At 46.5% G+C, this 15,986-nt stretch carries 12 protein-coding genes; 7 read left to right on the top strand and 5 right to left on the bottom strand.

Annotated elements, in window-relative coordinates; genetic code table 11:
* Nucleotides 1–212 precede the first annotated feature (212 nt).
* On the bottom strand, nucleotides 213–887 hold the full coding sequence (locus tag JM642_RS10450) for an HAD-IA family hydrolase (protein WP_099458105.1): 675 nt from the start codon (nucleotides 885–887) through the stop codon (nucleotides 213–215).
* Nucleotide 888: 1 nt separating this feature from the next.
* Nucleotides 889–1,599 carry a bifunctional 2-polyprenyl-6-hydroxyphenol methylase/3-demethylubiquinol 3-O-methyltransferase UbiG gene (ubiG, locus tag JM642_RS10445; protein WP_099458104.1) on the bottom strand — a complete coding sequence of 237 codons (711 nt, stop codon included), beginning with the start codon at nucleotides 1,597–1,599 and terminating at the stop codon, nucleotides 889–891.
* Nucleotides 1,600–1,983: 384 nt separating this feature from the next.
* Here ubiG and gyrA point away from each other — a divergent pair, with 384 nt between their 5' ends.
* The 3 genes from gyrA (at nucleotide 1,984) to JM642_RS10430 (ending at nucleotide 7,143) form a co-directional block, all read left to right on the top strand.
* On the top strand, nucleotides 1,984–4,746 hold the full coding sequence (gene gyrA / locus JM642_RS10440; RefSeq protein ID WP_203433780.1) for a DNA gyrase subunit A: 2,763 nt from the start codon (nucleotides 1,984–1,986) through the stop codon (nucleotides 4,744–4,746).
* Nucleotides 4,747–4,851: 105 nt separating this feature from the next.
* The gene (gene serC / locus JM642_RS10435; RefSeq protein ID WP_099458103.1) at nucleotides 4,852–5,949 is read left to right on the top strand and encodes a 3-phosphoserine/phosphohydroxythreonine transaminase; all 1,098 of its coding nucleotides are present in this window, start codon (nucleotides 4,852–4,854) and stop codon (nucleotides 5,947–5,949) included.
* Between the two features lie 273 nt (nucleotides 5,950–6,222).
* Nucleotides 6,223–7,143 (top strand): LysR family transcriptional regulator, encoded by a 921-nt coding sequence (locus tag JM642_RS10430; protein WP_099458102.1) that lies wholly within the window; start codon nucleotides 6,223–6,225, stop codon nucleotides 7,141–7,143.
* Here JM642_RS10430 and JM642_RS10425 read toward each other — a convergent pair.
* The 3 genes from JM642_RS10425 to JM642_RS10415 form a co-directional block, all read right to left on the bottom strand.
* Nucleotides 7,140–8,051, bottom strand: coding sequence for a YjjW family glycine radical enzyme activase (locus JM642_RS10425; RefSeq protein ID WP_192937935.1), 912 nt, complete (start codon nucleotides 8,049–8,051; stop codon nucleotides 7,140–7,142). The two genes, JM642_RS10430 and JM642_RS10425, sit on opposite strands and share 4 nt — an antisense overlap.
* Nucleotides 8,023–9,582: a YjjI family glycine radical enzyme gene (locus JM642_RS10420; protein WP_099458101.1), complete on the bottom strand. Its 1,560-nt coding sequence runs from the start codon at nucleotides 9,580–9,582 to the stop codon at nucleotides 8,023–8,025. Before JM642_RS10420 ends, JM642_RS10425 begins: the two co-directional genes overlap by 29 nt.
* 418 nt (nucleotides 9,583–10,000) lie before the next feature.
* Nucleotides 10,001–11,191 (bottom strand): amino acid aminotransferase, encoded by a 1,191-nt coding sequence (locus JM642_RS10415; RefSeq protein WP_099458100.1) that lies wholly within the window; start codon nucleotides 11,189–11,191, stop codon nucleotides 10,001–10,003.
* 433 nt (nucleotides 11,192–11,624) lie between these two features.
* Here JM642_RS10415 and aroA point away from each other — a divergent pair, with 433 nt between their 5' ends.
* From aroA to ihfB, 4 genes are all read left to right on the top strand, one after another.
* Nucleotides 11,625–12,905, top strand: coding sequence for a 3-phosphoshikimate 1-carboxyvinyltransferase (gene aroA / locus JM642_RS10410; RefSeq protein ID WP_055648346.1), 1,281 nt, complete (start codon nucleotides 11,625–11,627; stop codon nucleotides 12,903–12,905).
* 183 nt (nucleotides 12,906–13,088) lie between these two features.
* Nucleotides 13,089–13,781 (top strand): (d)CMP kinase, encoded by a 693-nt coding sequence (gene cmk, locus JM642_RS10405; protein ID WP_037418896.1) that lies wholly within the window; start codon nucleotides 13,089–13,091, stop codon nucleotides 13,779–13,781.
* 103 nt (nucleotides 13,782–13,884) lie between these two features.
* Entirely contained in the window at nucleotides 13,885–15,552 is a 1,668-nt protein-coding gene (gene rpsA, locus JM642_RS10400; RefSeq protein ID WP_011072381.1) for a 30S ribosomal protein S1, read from the top strand.
* Between the two features lie 72 nt (nucleotides 15,553–15,624).
* A complete protein-coding gene (gene ihfB, locus JM642_RS10395; RefSeq protein WP_037418898.1) occupies nucleotides 15,625–15,912 on the top strand; it encodes an integration host factor subunit beta in 288 nt (95 codons plus the stop codon).
* Nucleotides 15,913–15,986: the final 74 nt, after the last annotated feature.

Genomic DNA, 15,986 nt, shown 5'->3' with positions numbered 1-15,986 from the left:
GGTATCTTGTGGATATCTTGAGGATAAAAAAATGCGTTAGTAATGACTAACCCTGTAGCTCAAATTGAGATTAGCGTGCGTTTGATATGGCGAATTTTTATTCCGATCCCGCAGTGTGATCGATCGCTAAAATAAGCAGCGATCACGATCGCGGGGATTGACCCATAGCGTTAATTCTATTAATAGCTATCAGCACGAATCCTGATTCGTGCTTATTTTGTTAACGCTTGGCTTAGTGCCGAATGTAAATTCGAAGGCGTCGTAAACTGTGCATAGGCAGGCCATGCATCGGGTGTATCGTCCTCGCCCAAATATCCCCACAGCGCTACACCGCCGAGCATGCCCGCCGCTTGAGCCGCCAGTAAATCCCGCTCAGCATCACCTAAGTAAAGGATTTGCTGTGGCTTGCACTGCAACTGCTGCGCGCCCAATAGCATAGGTGCGGTATGGGGCTTAGGGTAACGGGTCGAATCGCCGCTGATCATCACTGGCATACGCGAGCTGAGCTTAAGCTTATGTAACAGGGGACGAGTAAAGCGGGCAGGTTTATTGGTGATGACTCCAAATGGCACGCGGCATAACTCGAGCCAGTCAAGCAGTGGAGAAATACCTTCAAACAATTGGCAATGGTCGCCATTGATCCTTTGATAGTGGGCAAGGAGTCCTTGCTGGACTTGGGTGCGTAGCACCTCATCTGCACCAGGAATGGCCGCATCGACTAAGGCAAAGCTGCCATGGGAGGCGGCGCTACGCATGTCTGCAAAGGGTTTTGCCAGGATACCGACATCAGACAAACTGAGGTTAAGGGCCTGAACCAGATCCGGCGCGGTATCGGCAAGGGTACCATCAAGGTCGAATAAGACCCCTTTAACCTCAGCTAAACTCATCTTAATCTGCCTTTTGCGTTGCAATCATATAGTTTACATCGACCTTAGATGTGTACTTAAAAATCCCTGTTAACGGGTTATAAGTGATCCCAAGGGCGTCTTTGCAGATGAGGTCGGTGTTATCGACTAAGGCCATGAGTTCCGATGGCTTGATGAACTTATTATGGTCATGGGTGCCAATTGGCAACATCTTTAATAGGTACTCGGCGCCGATAATGGTCTCGACAAAAGACTTCATATTACGGTTGATGGTTGAGAAAAACACAAAACCACCGGGTTTTACCATATCGCAGCAGGCTTGGATCACTGATTGGGGATTGGGTACGTGTTCGAGCATCTCCATGCAGGTCACCACATCATAGTATTCGCGGTGATCTTCCCTATGAGCCTCGGCGGTGTTTTTCACGTAATTGATGCTCACACCGGTTTCCAGCGCATGCAAGCGTGCAACTTCTAACGGTTCTTCACCCATATCAAGACCATCAACCACTGCACCGATGCGCGCCATGCTTTCGGATAAAATGCCACCGCCACAGCCGACGTCGAGCACTTTTTTACCAAAAATCCCGCCAGCGGTCTGATCGATATAGTTTAAGCGAAGGGGATTTAATAGATGCAGCGGTTTAAACTCGCCATTGAGATCCCACCAGGTTTCGGCCATACGTTCAAACTTTGCGATTTCCTGTGGGTCTACGTTGGTATTCTGTTGCATGCGATTACCTAAAGCGGCTGAATAGTGCGGCTATTATAACGACAATGGTGGATAAACACAGTATTGGCTGATTCTAAGTCTTTGTGGTTGAGTGAAATTTCAGCAATTATCATTAATTCTTAAACACTTTGTGAAGCGGAGCGGTTTTTCTGCTCGGATATTAATCAAGTCTTGGACTCAATTTCGCCATTAACAACGGATTTTATCGGGTTTAAAAGTGCAAATTGACAGTGTTTTCATCTATTAAGCCACATCCTTCTCAATTCGCGCAGGATAGGTCTGGCGACATTAAATAACTGTGTTAGAATGCCAAATCACGTTTTTGGGCCGCTCAATGATACGGATTATGCGTTGTCGGCTAATTTTCAGGGGAACGAGCAGTTTATGACTGATCTGGCATCATCTATTTCGCCAATTAATATCGAAGACGAACTAAAGAATTCGTACCTTGATTACGCCATGAGCGTCATCGTAGGACGTGCATTACCAGACGTGCGTGATGGCCTTAAGCCTGTACATCGCCGCGTGCTGTTTGCCATGAGTGAATTGAAGAACGATTGGAACAAGCCGTACAAAAAGTCTGCCCGTGTGGTCGGTGACGTGATCGGTAAATATCACCCCCATGGTGACGTGGCGGTATACGACACTATCGTGCGTATGGCTCAGCCTTTCTCACTGCGTTACACCTTAGTCGACGGTCAAGGAAACTTCGGTTCGGTTGACGGTGACTCTGCCGCGGCAATGCGTTATACCGAAATCCGGATGGATAAGTTAGCGCACCAGCTCCTCGCCGATCTTGAAAAAGAAACCGTTGACTATGTGCCAAACTACGACGGCACAGAACAAATTCCTGCGGTATTACCGACACGCGTACCTAACCTGTTGATTAACGGTTCATCGGGTATTGCAGTGGGTATGGCGACGAACATCCCACCACACAACTTAACGGAAGTGGTTAAAGGCTGTTTAGCGCTGATCGCCGATCCTGCGCTGTCGATTGAACAGCTCATGGAATATATTCCTGGCCCAGATTTCCCAACGGCGGCGATCATCAATGGCCGTAAGGGCATTATCGATGCGTATAAGACGGGCCGCGGCCGCGCCGTTATGCGCGCGCTGGCTGAAGTCGAAACCGAAGACAATGGCCGTGAACGTATTATCGTCACCGAAATCCCTTATCAGGTGAACAAGGCAAAACTCATCGAGAAAATCGCTGAGCTAGTTAAAGATAAGAAGATTGAAGGTATTAGCGGTCTGCGCGATGAGTCTGACAAAGACGGTATGCGCATCGTTATCGAAATTAAGCGTGGTGAAGTGGGTGAAGTTGTCCTGAACAACCTCTATGCCCAAACACAAATGCAATGTTCTTTTGGTATCAACATGGTGGCTTTGACCAATGGTCAGCCTAAGTTGTTCAACTTAAAAGAAATGCTCGAATGCTTTATCCTGCACCGCCGTGAAGTGGTGACTCGCCGTACTGTATTTGAACTGCGTAAAGCGCGCGAACGTGCCCATATTCTTGAGGCATTAGCGGTCGCGCTGGCCAACATCGACCCGATTATTGCGTTGATCAAAGCCTCGCCAACCCCAGCTGACGCTAAAGTCAAACTGGTTGAGCAGGGCTGGGCGCTCGGTCATGTACAGGGCATGCTTGAAAAAGCGGGTGACGATGCGGCGCGTCCTGAATGGTTAGAGCCAGAATTCGGAATCCGTGACGGCTTATATTATCTGACTGAGCAACAGGCTCAGGCAATCCTTGAGCTGCGCTTACACCGTTTAACCGGTCTTGAGCACGATAAGATCATCGCCGAATACGAAGAGCTGCTTGAGTTCATCGCGGGTCTGTTGTTTATTCTGCGTAGCCCTGAGCGTTTGATGGAAGTGATCAAAGAAGAGCTGGAAGAAATTCTTGCTGAATACGGTGATGCTCGCCGCACTGTCATCAACGCCAATGAAATTGATATGAGTCTTGAAGACTTAATCAACGAAGAAGACGTAGTTGTGACTCTGTCACACTTAGGTTACGCCAAGTACCAACCACTGAGCGATTACCAAGCCCAGCGCCGTGGTGGTAAGGGTAAAGCCGCCACTAAGGTGAAAGACGAAGATTTCGTTGAAAAACTGCTGGTTGCGAACACCCACGATACGATTCTGTGCTTCTCAGACTTCGGTAAGATGTACTGGCTCAAGGTCTATCAGTTACCGCTGGCGAGCCGGACATCGCGCGGTCGTCCGATTGTTAACTTGCTGCCACTGGCCGATGGCGAACGCATTACGGCGATTCTGCCAGTGCGTGAATACGCCGAAGATAAGTACATTATCATGGCGACCTCTAACGGTACCGTGAAGAAGACTGCGCTGACAGCTTACAGCAACCCACGTGCTAACGGCATTATCGCTGTTAACCTCAAAGACGGTGACCAACTGATCGGTGTCGATATCACCAATGGTGATGATGAGATCATGCTGTTCTCGAACGAAGGTAAAGTGGTTCGCTTTAAAGAAGGCGAAGAAGTTGCTGTCCTCGATGAAAACGGAAACCCAGTGCTGGATGAAGAAGGCAATCCACAAATCAACTTCAAGGGCGTGCGTCCAATGGGCCGCGGTGCGACCGGTGTTCGCGGTATCAAGCTTGAAGAAGGCCAAAAAGTGGTGTCTCTCATCGTACCTAAGGGCGATGGCGCTATCCTAACCGTGACTGAAAACGGCTATGGTAAACGTACGGAACTGTCTGAATACCCATCTAAGAGCCGCGCGACCAAAGGTGTGGTATCGATCAAGGTGAGTGAGCGTAACGGTGCAGTTGTTGGCGCGGTACAAGTTGGCGGCAATGATGAAATCATGCTGATCAGCGACAAAGGTACCTTAGTGCGTACGCCGGCGAACGGTGTGTCTATCATCGGCCGTAACACCCAAGGTGTGACCATTATCCGCACCGCAAGTGACGAGAAAGTGGTTGGTCTGCAACGTATCGATGAGATCCAAGGCGACGAAGATGACGTCGAGCTGGATGAAAACGGTATGCCAATCGTCCCAGTTGTCGCTGAAGGTGACTCTGTTCAACAAGAGCCTTTAGAGGAAGAGGATGAACTGGAAGAAGAATTAGACGAAGATGAAGAGCTTGACGACGAGCAAGACGAAGACTAATTCGAAAGCATAAAAACGAGCGTCCAATTGGACGCTCGTTTTTTTCATGGCAACGTTTTATTTTATGAATTCTAATATCATGGTTTGTAAATAAGGAGAGTGGCAGTGAGCGCGATTTATAATTTCTGTGCAGGTCCTGCGATGTTACCCGCAGCGGTAATGAAAAAAGCACAACAGGAATTACTCGATTGGAATGGGCTAGGTGTCTCCGTGATGGAAGTCAGCCACAGAGGTAAGGAATTTATCGCGCTGACCAAGCAAGCTGAGGCGGATTTACGCGAGCTGATGCACATTCCACAAAACTATCATGTGTTGTTTATGCACGGCGGTGGTCGCGGTCAGTTCTCTGCCGTTGTGAATAATTTTTTAGGCAACCAAGGCCGAGCCCTGTATTTAGTCAGTGGCCAATGGTCTTCTGCGGCATTAGCCGAAGCCCAAAAGCTGGCGGGCGACGCGCAAATTGATAGCCTTAACATTATTGAAAAACATAATGGACTCAATGCAGTAGTGCTGCCTGATCTGCATAAGATTGATGCCGATTACCGTTATGTGCATTACTGCCCAAATGAGACAGTTGATGGTATCGAAATTTTTGATGAGTTAGACAGTCCATGGCCGATTGTCGCCGACCTATCATCTACCATTATGTCTCGTGAAATTGATGTCAGCCGTTACGGCTTAATCTATGCTGGCGCACAGAAAAACATTGGTCCTTCGGGCTTATCCATTGTGATCGTGCGTGATGATATGTTGAAACTGCCGAGTTTAACTCAATCATCCATTATGGATTATCGTTTAGCGGTGGAGCATGACTCCATGTTCAACACGCCGCCGACCTTTGCCTGGTACTTAGCGGCTGAAGTGTTTGCTTGGCTTAAATCGATTGGTGGAGTGGCGAGTATCGCAAAAATCAATCAGCAAAAAGCGCAAATGCTATATGCCTGTATCGATGCCAATCCTTTCTATAAAAATGGTGTCGTCGCGGCGAACCGCTCACAAATGAACGTGACTTTCCAACTGGCGGATGAATCCCTTGATGGCGCCTTCTTAAAAGAGGCCGAAGCGGCGGGCTTAGTGGCTTTAAAAGGACACCGAATTGTCGGTGGTATGCGTGCAAGCCTATACAATGCAATGCCACTGGAAGGTGTTGCCGCGCTGGTGACATTTATGAACGAGTTTGCAGCTAAATATCACAAGATTTAGTCCGCACTCACCCTATAGCGCATAAGTTTTAAGCTGTTATACGCAAAAAGCGAATGCACATATGCATTCGCTTTTTTGTTGGCAGGATTTGGTTAGATGCAACCCAGATAAGCTTGCGGCAATGGCAGTTGTACCGAGTAAGCCTGTGAGCCGGCACGCATAACAGACCAATATACTTAGCAATCTATTGGGTAAGTTTTATCGTATTGTTTATCATGATTAAAAATTGATATTTTGATTTTTACCATAAGATAAATTACCAGGAAACCACTGATGGATTTAGCCAAGCTTTCGCGTATTAGTATGAAGCACTTAATCACTTTACACGTGATGCTCGATACTCTGAGCGTTACCGCCAGCGCCGAACGTTTATGCTTAAGCCCTTCATCGGTCAGTAAAACCTTAAGTCAGCTTCGAGACAGTTTGAATGATGAACTGTTTTACCGTAATGGTAATTCACTGGTTGCAACACCTTTAGCCAAACGATTAGGCCCAAGCGTGCAACAAATGATCAATGATATGAATCAGATCATAAGTCAAGATGCGTTTACCCCAATAAACTATGAGGGGCGTTTTTCGCTTGCAATGCGTGAAAGCACCTTTGAACTGCTGGCCGCCAAACTTAGCGCCCATATTTTGAGTTTGGCGCCCCATATTCATCTCGATATTTACAGCAAAGACAATATCGGTTTTGATGGACTCATTAATGGCTCGTTAGATTTTGTACTGTTACCCCATGATTTGAGTCAGCCTAATCCTTCGCAAGATGATCTAGTGTGGGAAACCTTGTTCAGCGATGAAATGATTTGCTTAATGAACTCATCACATCCCTTGGCAAAACAATCGCATATCAGCTTTGATGATTATCTCAGCTTCAGCCATATAGGCATCACTGACACGGATCTGAGTACGCCCTATTTTGATATTTTACTCGCTCAGCAATCTAAAAAACGTGCAGTCCCCATTTCGGTGCCAGACTTTGGCAGCGCGGCGTTAATGTGCCACCACAGTGAACTGCTGTTTACCTGCTCGCGCCGCTGGGCATCCATCGCGAGCCAAGCCAAAGGCTTAACCGTGAAACCGTTACCCATCGAATATGGAAAAGTGGCTTATAGCCTCGTATGGCATAAACAAAGTATGAAGGATCCCGCGCTACGCTGGTTGTACGAGCAGATCCTGCTTTGTAGCCGTTAAAGGTAGATGGACGGTAACACGATATTTGTTAAACCTCGCTGGGCAAGGGAGGCTGCTAAGGCTTCAATATCGGTTTGAGTGCAACTTGGCCAAGTTAACGCCTCATCAACCACGCCATGGTGGTGAAAGGCGTTTAATTTCACCCGCGTATCGGCACCGAGGGTCAGTAAATAGCAAGATAGCGCGTTTATCTCCTGTTCAAAATCCGTAATACCTGGGATATGCAGCAATCTTACTTCATACAGTTTTTGCTGCTGCGCCAAGAGTTCAATGGATTTGAACACCGTATGGTTATCTCGTCCGGTAATGTATCTATGGGTATCTCGTTGCCACGCTTTAAGATCCACCATAGCGCCGTCTAAAAAGGGCAACAGTTTATGCCAGCCAGTGAGGCCCAAACTGCCATTGGTATCAAGCATACAGGTTAAATGTGAAAGCGACGTTGAGGTCTTAATCGCTTTAAATAATTCAATAATAAATGGCAGTTGTAGACTTGCTTCTCCGCCGCTCACCGTAATGCCATTAATAAAGTGACGCTGATGGTGAAGAATCGCCAAGATTTCTTCAACAGTATATCGGGTGACTTTGGGATTGGCTTGTTTTGGACACACAGCAAGACAAGTATCGCACTGGCTACAACGGTCTTTATCCCAATGGATCTGATGCTTATTGTTAGCGTTTATCAATGTCAGCGCCTTGTCAGGGCAGGTGGCGATGCAATCGCCACAGCCATCGCATAAGCCGATGGTATGTGGGTTATGGCAGTTTTTACATTGATAGTTGCAGCCCTGCAAGAATAACACGAGCCTGCTGCCAGGCCCGTCGACGCAGGAAAACGGCAATAGTTGGCTGACAATTGCCTGTTTATTTATGACCGGTTTAGTTAACAACACAGGGAGAGTGCTCATGGGCAACAACGCGTGCTTGGCGTTGCAATATGCCGGTATTCTGTGCGGCTTCTGCTCCTAAACCCGTGGTATTAAGGCGCGATCCGCATTGTTTAAATGCTTCAATATCTGAGCGTTTTACCATATAGCCAGTGACGCGCATTAAATCGTTAGAGGCCACATTGGCAGTAAATTCCCTAAAGCCTAACTCCAGTGCCGCTTTACACAGTTGGAACATGGCTTGAGGATTCGATTTGACAGTTTCATCGATAGTCAAAATATCGCTAATCCCCGCCGTATAATACTGGTGATGCTGCGCGAGGGCTTGAATATGAGCGATGGGATTGGGTTCTGTACCATAGGGAATACGAACGCCGGGTGTCACGTCCTTATCGAGACTAATACCGCCCTGTGAATGCAGCAGCGCTCGTCCATGATAGCCATAGGTGACGGGCGTGGATTTTACTATGGTATCGAGGGCGGCAGAAATACGGTAGCCAAGTTGGTTTGCATCCATGCTATGCCCATAGCCTGTGGGTTTGTTTGATTCAGATGATTTGTCTGTCTCACTTGTCATCAGAGCTTGCAGAATATTCACCGCTTCAGCCATACCATAAATACCAAACATGGGTGCAAAGCGCGATTCATCAATCAATTGTTCTTTAACTAAAAAGCTATCAAAGAAGTGCGACTCTTGATGTAAAAATGCTGAGCGCGCCTCGATAAGTTCGAAGGTGAGTGAGCAGTAATAGGGCAAAACACGCTCAAAAAAGTCATTGATTGATGTGGCTTTTAATGCCACTTCTTTCAGATTGAGTCTAACCAAGGTATTAGCGCCGCCTGCTAATGGTAAGGCATTGTAGCAACTCACAATACCAAAGCCGCGCTTGTCAAATACACTGGCATGCAGAGGATAGTTGGCGATATGCGGTTTACTGCACTGACAAATATTGGTGGCCGCAATCTGCAATAATTCATCCGGCGTGACGGCGGGGTCATACATAAAGGTCAAATTGGGGGCAACTTGTTTGAGCTCGGCATCAATGCGCAGTAGGGTACGGCAAACAATATTGTCTGTCGGGCCAATATTGACGTGCATAAAGGCGTCGGGCAGGGTTCTGTCAAGCATTATCCAGAACAGCTTTAGTTTACGATAAAGGACATCTGCATCCATTCCTTCCACGAAAGGCATCAAAGTATCGTCCAACTGACCCAAATACACGGGGATATTGGTCACCGATGGCACATGGTGATACAGAATCGTTAAGGCATTGAGAGCTTCATCTAAATCCTGTGCAGGTGAAAGTTCTAAATATTCAGAGCCTTGCTGAAGATAACGGGCATAATCTGGCAATACATAGCGCGGTTTAAACGGTGTATGGCCTTCAAACATATCGCAGGTAACGCCGTCATTCATCGCCGCGTTTACCTCAGTCGATATCGGCATGTAGGGCAAACTTGCCTCAGCCTCCAACGCTAAATAGTTAGATTTTTGCTTAGGTGAAAGCTGCGACTTAGTGACAATTTGCATTAATTTATCTTGTAATAACATGGCGGAATATCCACAAGCTTAATAATGACGATTAATTTACTCAGTGGCTCTGGCTTTAAAAAGTGAAAATTACCGTAGCTCCGATTGATAAAATGGAAATCCGCCGACCGAGATCACAACGTGCGGTTTATTGTGATAAGACCGTGGAGTCAACGTCATTCAAATAGGGTTTTACGATTGAAAATAAATGCTTAAAGGGTGACGATGGCGTGGCTTATGAGGTTTTTTGGGGAGAAACGAAAAGGAAGACTCGTCAATCCAAACTAAATAGAACTTGAGTGTAATATTGACAAGCGGTAGATAAACTCTGCTGCATCCTAGATAGAGAATACAGCAGAGTAAGTAGGTGGTTAAAAAGTACTAAATCGCTTGTATTTAAAGCACTTGTATTTAAAGCACTTGTATTTAAAGCATGTATTTAAAGCACTTTGGCAATCGACTTAGCTAAGTAATCCACATTGTCTTCGCTAATGCCTGCTATGCTAATGCGGCTTGACCCTACCATATAAATGCTAAATTCTTTCTGTAGACGCGCCACTTGCTCAGGATTAACTCCAAGGAAGGAGAACATGCCTTTTTGGCGAGCGATAAAGCTAAAATCGCGCTCAACACCATTGGCTTTGAGTTTTTCAACTAAAATCGCGCGGTTACCGTTGATACGGTCGCGCATCACTTTGAGCTCATCAAGCCATTCTTGGGTTAATTCTTTTGATCCTAAAATCGTCTCAACAATCGCCGCGCCGTGGGCTGGCGGCATGGAGTAGAGGCAGCGAACCACATAAAGCAGTACAGATTGCGCGATATTGGCGGTATTGGCATCTTTGGCAATCACAGAGCAGGAACCAATACGCTCACGGTACAGACCAAAGTTTTTCGAGCATGAACTACACAGGATCATATTATCAACGGCTGCAGCCATTTTACGCACGCCGTAGGCATCAATATCAACACCATCACCAAAACCTTGGTAAGCCATGTCGATAAGCGGGGTAAAACCTTGCTCTTTGGTGAGGGCAACCACTTTGTCCCATTGCTCAGTGGTTAAATCCATCCCACTTGGGTTATGGCAACAGGCGTGAAATAACACCACGTCATCAGGACTCACTTGCGATAATGCAGCAAGCATCTCATCAAATTTCAATGATTTACTATCGTAGTCATAATAGGGATAAGTTTTTACTGTAATCCCAGCAGCTTCGAATAAACCGGTATGGTTAGCCCATGTGGGATCGCTGACCCACAATACCGCATTAGGATTGCAACGCTTAATAAAGTCACCCGCAACACGCAGGGCGCCCGTACCACCGGGTGTGGAAACTGTACGAATACGGTTAGCGATAATCGCGCTATGATCACTGCCAAAGGCTAATTGTGTTATCAGGGTATTAAACTGAGGCGAACCGGTTGGACCGATATAGACCTTTGTCGTCTCCGTTTCTAAACGAAATTTCTCGGCTTTTTTTACACAATTGAGAATGGGGGTGTTTCCCGCGGGGTCTTTATAAACACCGACACCTAAGTCTACTTTCTGTGGATGTGTGTCTTCGCGGTACTGGGTCAACAAGCCGAGGATCGGATCCGCAGGCATTGCGATGAGTGAATTAAACATAGCTCCATCTACCTTTCTAGTTATTAAGCGACAGCATGAATCACATAGGATGTGCGTGATTTATCGATTGAAACCTAGGATAACGTGAATAGATGAAAACTTTAAAGTAAAAATGGTGTTTAGAGACCAATTAGTCTGGCAAAAAAGCCTGCCGAAAAACCGTTTAGATCACAATTTCACCCATTATATTTAGTATTTTTGTTATTTTTAGGCTGACTTGAGTAAATTTCCGGTTTCAAAAGCCATTTTTTAGTAAAAAACGGTTGAATCCTGCGTCACTATCGGTAATTTTATAACGACGAAGCACCAACAAGGTCCCCAATCTCCTTTTATTAGTAACGTAAACTTGACGTTCTGTAGCGTGAAGTTGCCATTAGCCTATTCAGTTCGCGTGATGACATCAATCACGCCCAAAGAGAAAGAAGATTTATTCATGAAGCAATTACGTCTTGAACCTGTTGTGCAAGTCCGCGGTGAGATCAATATTCCCGGCTCAAAAAGTATTTCAAACCGCGCTTTATTATTGGCGACCTTAGCCAAAGGTACCACCACGCTCACCAATCTGCTCGACTCCGATGATATTCGCCACATGTTGGCGTCTTTAAAGCAGTTAGGGGTTGAATACCGTTTATCGCAAAACAACACTGTCTGTGAACTCATAGGGTTAGGTGGGACGATTTCGGCAGACAGCGCGCAAACGCTGTTTTTAGGTAATGCGGGCACGGCAATGCGGCCATTGTGTGCTGCGCTGACCTTGGGGCGAGGCGAATTTACCTTAACCGGCGAGCCGCGCATGGAAGAGCGTCCTATCGGTGACTTAGTCGATGCCTTAAGGCAACTTGGTGCCAATGTTGTGTATTTAAAAAATGACGGTTTCCCGCCTCTAACCATTAATGCGACAGGTCTTAATGGTGGCGATGTGGAAATTGCCGGCGATCTGTCTAGCCAATTCTTAACGGCGTTGTTAATGGTTGCGCCCCTTGCGAAGGGTAGCGTGAATATTCATGTTAAGGGAGAACTGGTTTCTAAGCCTTATATCGACATCACCTTAGCGCTGATGGCGCAGTTCGGGGTTAAGGTCATCAATCATGATTACGCACGCTTTGAGATCCCCGCCGGGCAGCAGTATGTGTCACCGGGTAAAGTGTTAGTAGAAGGGGATGCCTCTTCCGCATCTTACTTTTTAGCGGCGGGTGCCATCAAAGGCGGTGAGGTGAAAGTCACTGGTGTTGGCCGTTTAAGCATTCAAGGCGATGTGAAATTTGCCGATGTGCTGGAAAAAATGGGCGCTGATATTGAGTGGGGCGATGATTATATTATTGCCCGTGGCGCGCCGTTAACTGCGGTTGATTTAGACATGAATCATATTCCCGATGCGGCGATGACCATTGCTACCGCCGCCTTGTTTGCTAAGGGCACGACCACCATTCGCAATATTTATAACTGGCGCATTAAAGAGACCGACCGTTTGGCGGCGATGGCAACTGAGCTGCGTAAAGTCGGCGCGTTAGTCGAAGAGGGACATGATTATATTCAAATCACGCCGCCAGCAGTACTGAATACCGCAGAGATTGACACTTATAACGATCACCGCATGGCCATGTGCTTCTCCATGCTGGCCTTTGCCGATTGCGGGATCACTATTAACGATCCTGACTGCACCTCGAAAACCTTCCCTGACTATTTTGCTCAATTTGCCAGTCTGAAGGCCTAACGTTTTCTGCTAACAGATTGACTTCTGACCATATCAAACAAAAGAAGCCGCATTTGAGCGGCTTCTAAACTTCATAAAAAATCCACGGATTTTATTTGTATATTATTGTACAATGCGGCGCGCTCATTTTCGGGGCTCTACTTATGAACTCACGGATGATGATTATTTTTTGCGGAGGAATGTATGTCTGAACGGGCTCCTGTAGTCACAATCGACGGCCCAAGTGGTGCTGGTAAAGGGACCATTAGCCAATTATTGGCTAAGCATCTAGGTTGGCAACTGCTTGATAGTGGTGCAATTTATCGAGTACTTGCACTAGCTGCCATTCATCACGACGTAGAATTGGAAAATGAAGAGTCCATCACCTTGCTAGCTTCACACCTCGATGTGAAATTTTTAACGGGCAATGAGAAAGACCCCGTTCAAGTTATCTTAGAAGGTGAAGACGTCACCACAGCGATACGTACCCAAGAATGTTCAAATGCTGCCTCTAAAGTGGCGGCGTTTCCCCGTGTTAGAGAAGCCTTATTGCGTCGCCAACGAGCCTTTAGAACGGCACCGGGATTGATCGCCGATGGCCGCGATATGGGGACGGTAGTTTTCCCAACAGCATCGGCTAAATTATATTTAACGGCATCTGCACAAGAGCGGGCTCAAAGACGCTATAATCAGTTGCAGGACAAGGGCTTCGATGTTAATATCGAGCGCCTTTTAGCTGAAATTATCGAACGTGATGACCGCGATATGAATCGTCCTGTGGCACCATTGGTCCCAGCCGAGGATGCGCTCGTTATCGATACAAGCGATAAAGGTATTGATGAAGTACTGGAGCTTGCGCTCAACTTTATCAAGCAAAAATTATCCAGCACTAACTAAAATTATTGCTCGGGTAGGTATTCGTATTAAGGATGATACGGATAATTTGACTGACTCCACGTCTAGGATTGACTGTGGTTTATTACATTAAAGTAACTTAAACATGACTGAATCTTTTGCTGATCTATTTGAACAATCCCTTCAAACTCTGGAATTCCGTCCAGGCTCTATCGTTCGTGGTACTGTAGTTGCTATCGAAAACGGTATGGTTCTGGTTGATGCAGGTCTGAAGTCTGAAAGCCCAATCCCAGCTGAACAATTCAAAAACGCTCAAGGTGTTTTAGAAATCGCTGTTGGTGATGAAGTTGACGTAGCTCTTGACTCTGTTGAAGACGGCTTCGGTGAGACTCAACTGTCTCGCGAAAAAGCGAAACGTCACGAAGCTTGGATCGTTCTGGAAAAAGCTTACGAAGATGCTGAAACTGTAATCGGTATCATCAATGGTAAAGTGAAAGGCGGTTTCACTGTTGAATTAAACGGTATCCGTGCCTTCTTACCAGGTTCTCTAGTTGACGTGCGCCCAGTTCGCGACACCGCTCACTTAGAGTACAAAGAATTAGAATTCAAAGTTATCAAACTAGACCAGAAGCGTAACAACGTTGTTGTTTCTCGTCGTGCAGTTATCGAATCAGAAAGCAGCGCTGAGCGTGATGCACTGTTAGAAAACCTGCAAGAAGGTCAAGCAGTTAAAGGTATCGTTAAGAACCTGACTGACTACGGTGCATTCGTAGATTTAGGTGGCGTTGACGGTCTGTTACATATCACTGATATGGCATGGAAACGCGTTAAGCACCCATCTGAAATCGTCAACGTTGGTGACGAAATCAACGTTAAAGTACTGAAGTACGATCGTGAGCGCACTCGTGTGTCTCTAGGTCTGAAACAACTTGGCGAAGATCCATGGTTAGAAATCAGCAAGCGCTACCCAGAAAACACTAAGTTAACTGGTCGCGTAACTAACCTGACTGACTATGGTTGTTTCGTTGAAATCGAAGAAGGCGTTGAAGGTTTAGTTCACGTTTCTGAAATGGATTGGACTAACAAGAACATTCACCCATCTAAAGTGGTTAACTTAGGTGATGAAGTTGAAGTTCTGGTTCTGGACATCGATGAAGAGCGTCGTCGTATTTCTCTAGGTCTGAAGCAATGTAAGACCAACCCATGGGATGACTTCGCAACTCGTTACAACAAAGGCGACAAGGTTTCTGGTAAGATCAAGTCAATCACTGACTTCGGTATCTTCATCGGTCTTGACGGCGGTATCGATGGTTTAGTTCACTTGTCTGACATTTCTTGGAACGGCACTGGCGAAGACGCAGTATCTGAGTACAAGAAAGGCGACGAAATCCACGCAGTGGTTCTGTCTGTTGACCCAGAGCGTGAGCGTATCAGCTTAGGTGTTAAACAAACTGAAGACGACCCATTCAACGCTTACTTAGCTGACAAGAAGAAAGGTACTATCGTACACGGTACTGTTTCTGCTGTTGATGCTAAAGGTGTGACTGTTGAACTGGCTGACACTGTTGAAGGTTACATCCGTGTAGCTGACATCAGCCGTGAGCGCATCGAAGATGCATCTACTGTTTACTCAGTAGGTGACGCAATCGAAGCTAAGTTCATGGGTGTTGACCGTAAGAACCGTTCTATCAGCCTGTCAATCAAAGCGAAAGACGAAGCTGAAGAAAAAGAAGTAATGGCGACCTTGAATAAACAAGAAGACGCTGTTATTAGTAATGCAATGGCTGAAGCGTTTAAAGCAGCTCGCAAATAATCGCCTGTTGTATGGGGAGATTTTCTCCCCATTAGGTGACTGTGTTTGGCTTGATAATAGGGGATAGCTAGGATGACAAAATCCGAACTGATCGAAAAACTCGCCACCAGGCAGTCGCAGCTGTCGGCGAAAGAGGTAGAAGGCGCAATCAAAGAGATGTTGGAGCAAATGGCATCAACATTAGAAAGCGGTGATCGTATTGAGATCCGTGGCTTTGGTAGTTTCTCGCTTCATTATCGTGCGCCGCGTACTGGCCGCAATCCAAAGACGGGTTCATCCGTCGAATTGGAAGGCAAATACGTCCCGCACTTTAAGCCAGGCAAAGAACTGCGCGAACGCGTTGACGCTGTCAATGTTTAATTGACCGCATTGCAAAAAGCCTCCGCAAGGGGGCTTTTTTATATCTAATGTAAGGCAAAGCTGGTCAGCTCAGT

This window comes from Shewanella sp. LZH-2 (genome assembly GCF_016859145.1).
GTDB classification, from domain to species: domain Bacteria; phylum Pseudomonadota; class Gammaproteobacteria; order Enterobacterales; family Shewanellaceae; genus Shewanella; species Shewanella xiamenensis.
The sequence above is the reverse complement of the archived record's forward strand: the minus strand, read 5'-3'. Positions and strand labels throughout refer to the sequence as shown.

Excerpts from the sequence above, each read along its gene's own strand:
- JM642_RS10450 (WP_099458105.1), bottom strand. The coding sequence starts at position 887 with ATGAGTTTAGCTGAGGTTAAAGGGGTCTTATTCGACCTTGATGGTACC.
- ubiG (WP_099458104.1), bottom strand. The coding sequence starts at position 1,599 with ATGCAACAGAATACCAACGTAGACCCACAGGAAATCGCAAAGTTTGAA.
- gyrA (WP_203433780.1), top strand. The coding sequence starts at position 1,984 with ATGACTGATCTGGCATCATCTATTTCGCCAATTAATATCGAAGACGAA.
- JM642_RS10430 (WP_099458102.1), top strand. The coding sequence starts at position 6,223 with ATGGATTTAGCCAAGCTTTCGCGTATTAGTATGAAGCACTTAATCACT.
- JM642_RS10425 (WP_192937935.1), bottom strand. The coding sequence starts at position 8,051 with ATGAGCACTCTCCCTGTGTTGTTAACTAAACCGGTCATAAATAAACAG.
- JM642_RS10420 (WP_099458101.1), bottom strand. The coding sequence starts at position 9,582 with ATGTTATTACAAGATAAATTAATGCAAATTGTCACTAAGTCGCAGCTT.
- JM642_RS10415 (WP_099458100.1), bottom strand. The coding sequence starts at position 11,191 with ATGTTTAATTCACTCATCGCAATGCCTGCGGATCCGATCCTCGGCTTG.
- aroA (WP_055648346.1), top strand. The coding sequence starts at position 11,625 with ATGAAGCAATTACGTCTTGAACCTGTTGTGCAAGTCCGCGGTGAGATC.
- cmk (WP_037418896.1), top strand. The coding sequence starts at position 13,089 with ATGTCTGAACGGGCTCCTGTAGTCACAATCGACGGCCCAAGTGGTGCT.
- rpsA (WP_011072381.1), top strand. The coding sequence starts at position 13,885 with ATGACTGAATCTTTTGCTGATCTATTTGAACAATCCCTTCAAACTCTG.
- ihfB (WP_037418898.1), top strand. The coding sequence starts at position 15,625 with ATGACAAAATCCGAACTGATCGAAAAACTCGCCACCAGGCAGTCGCAG.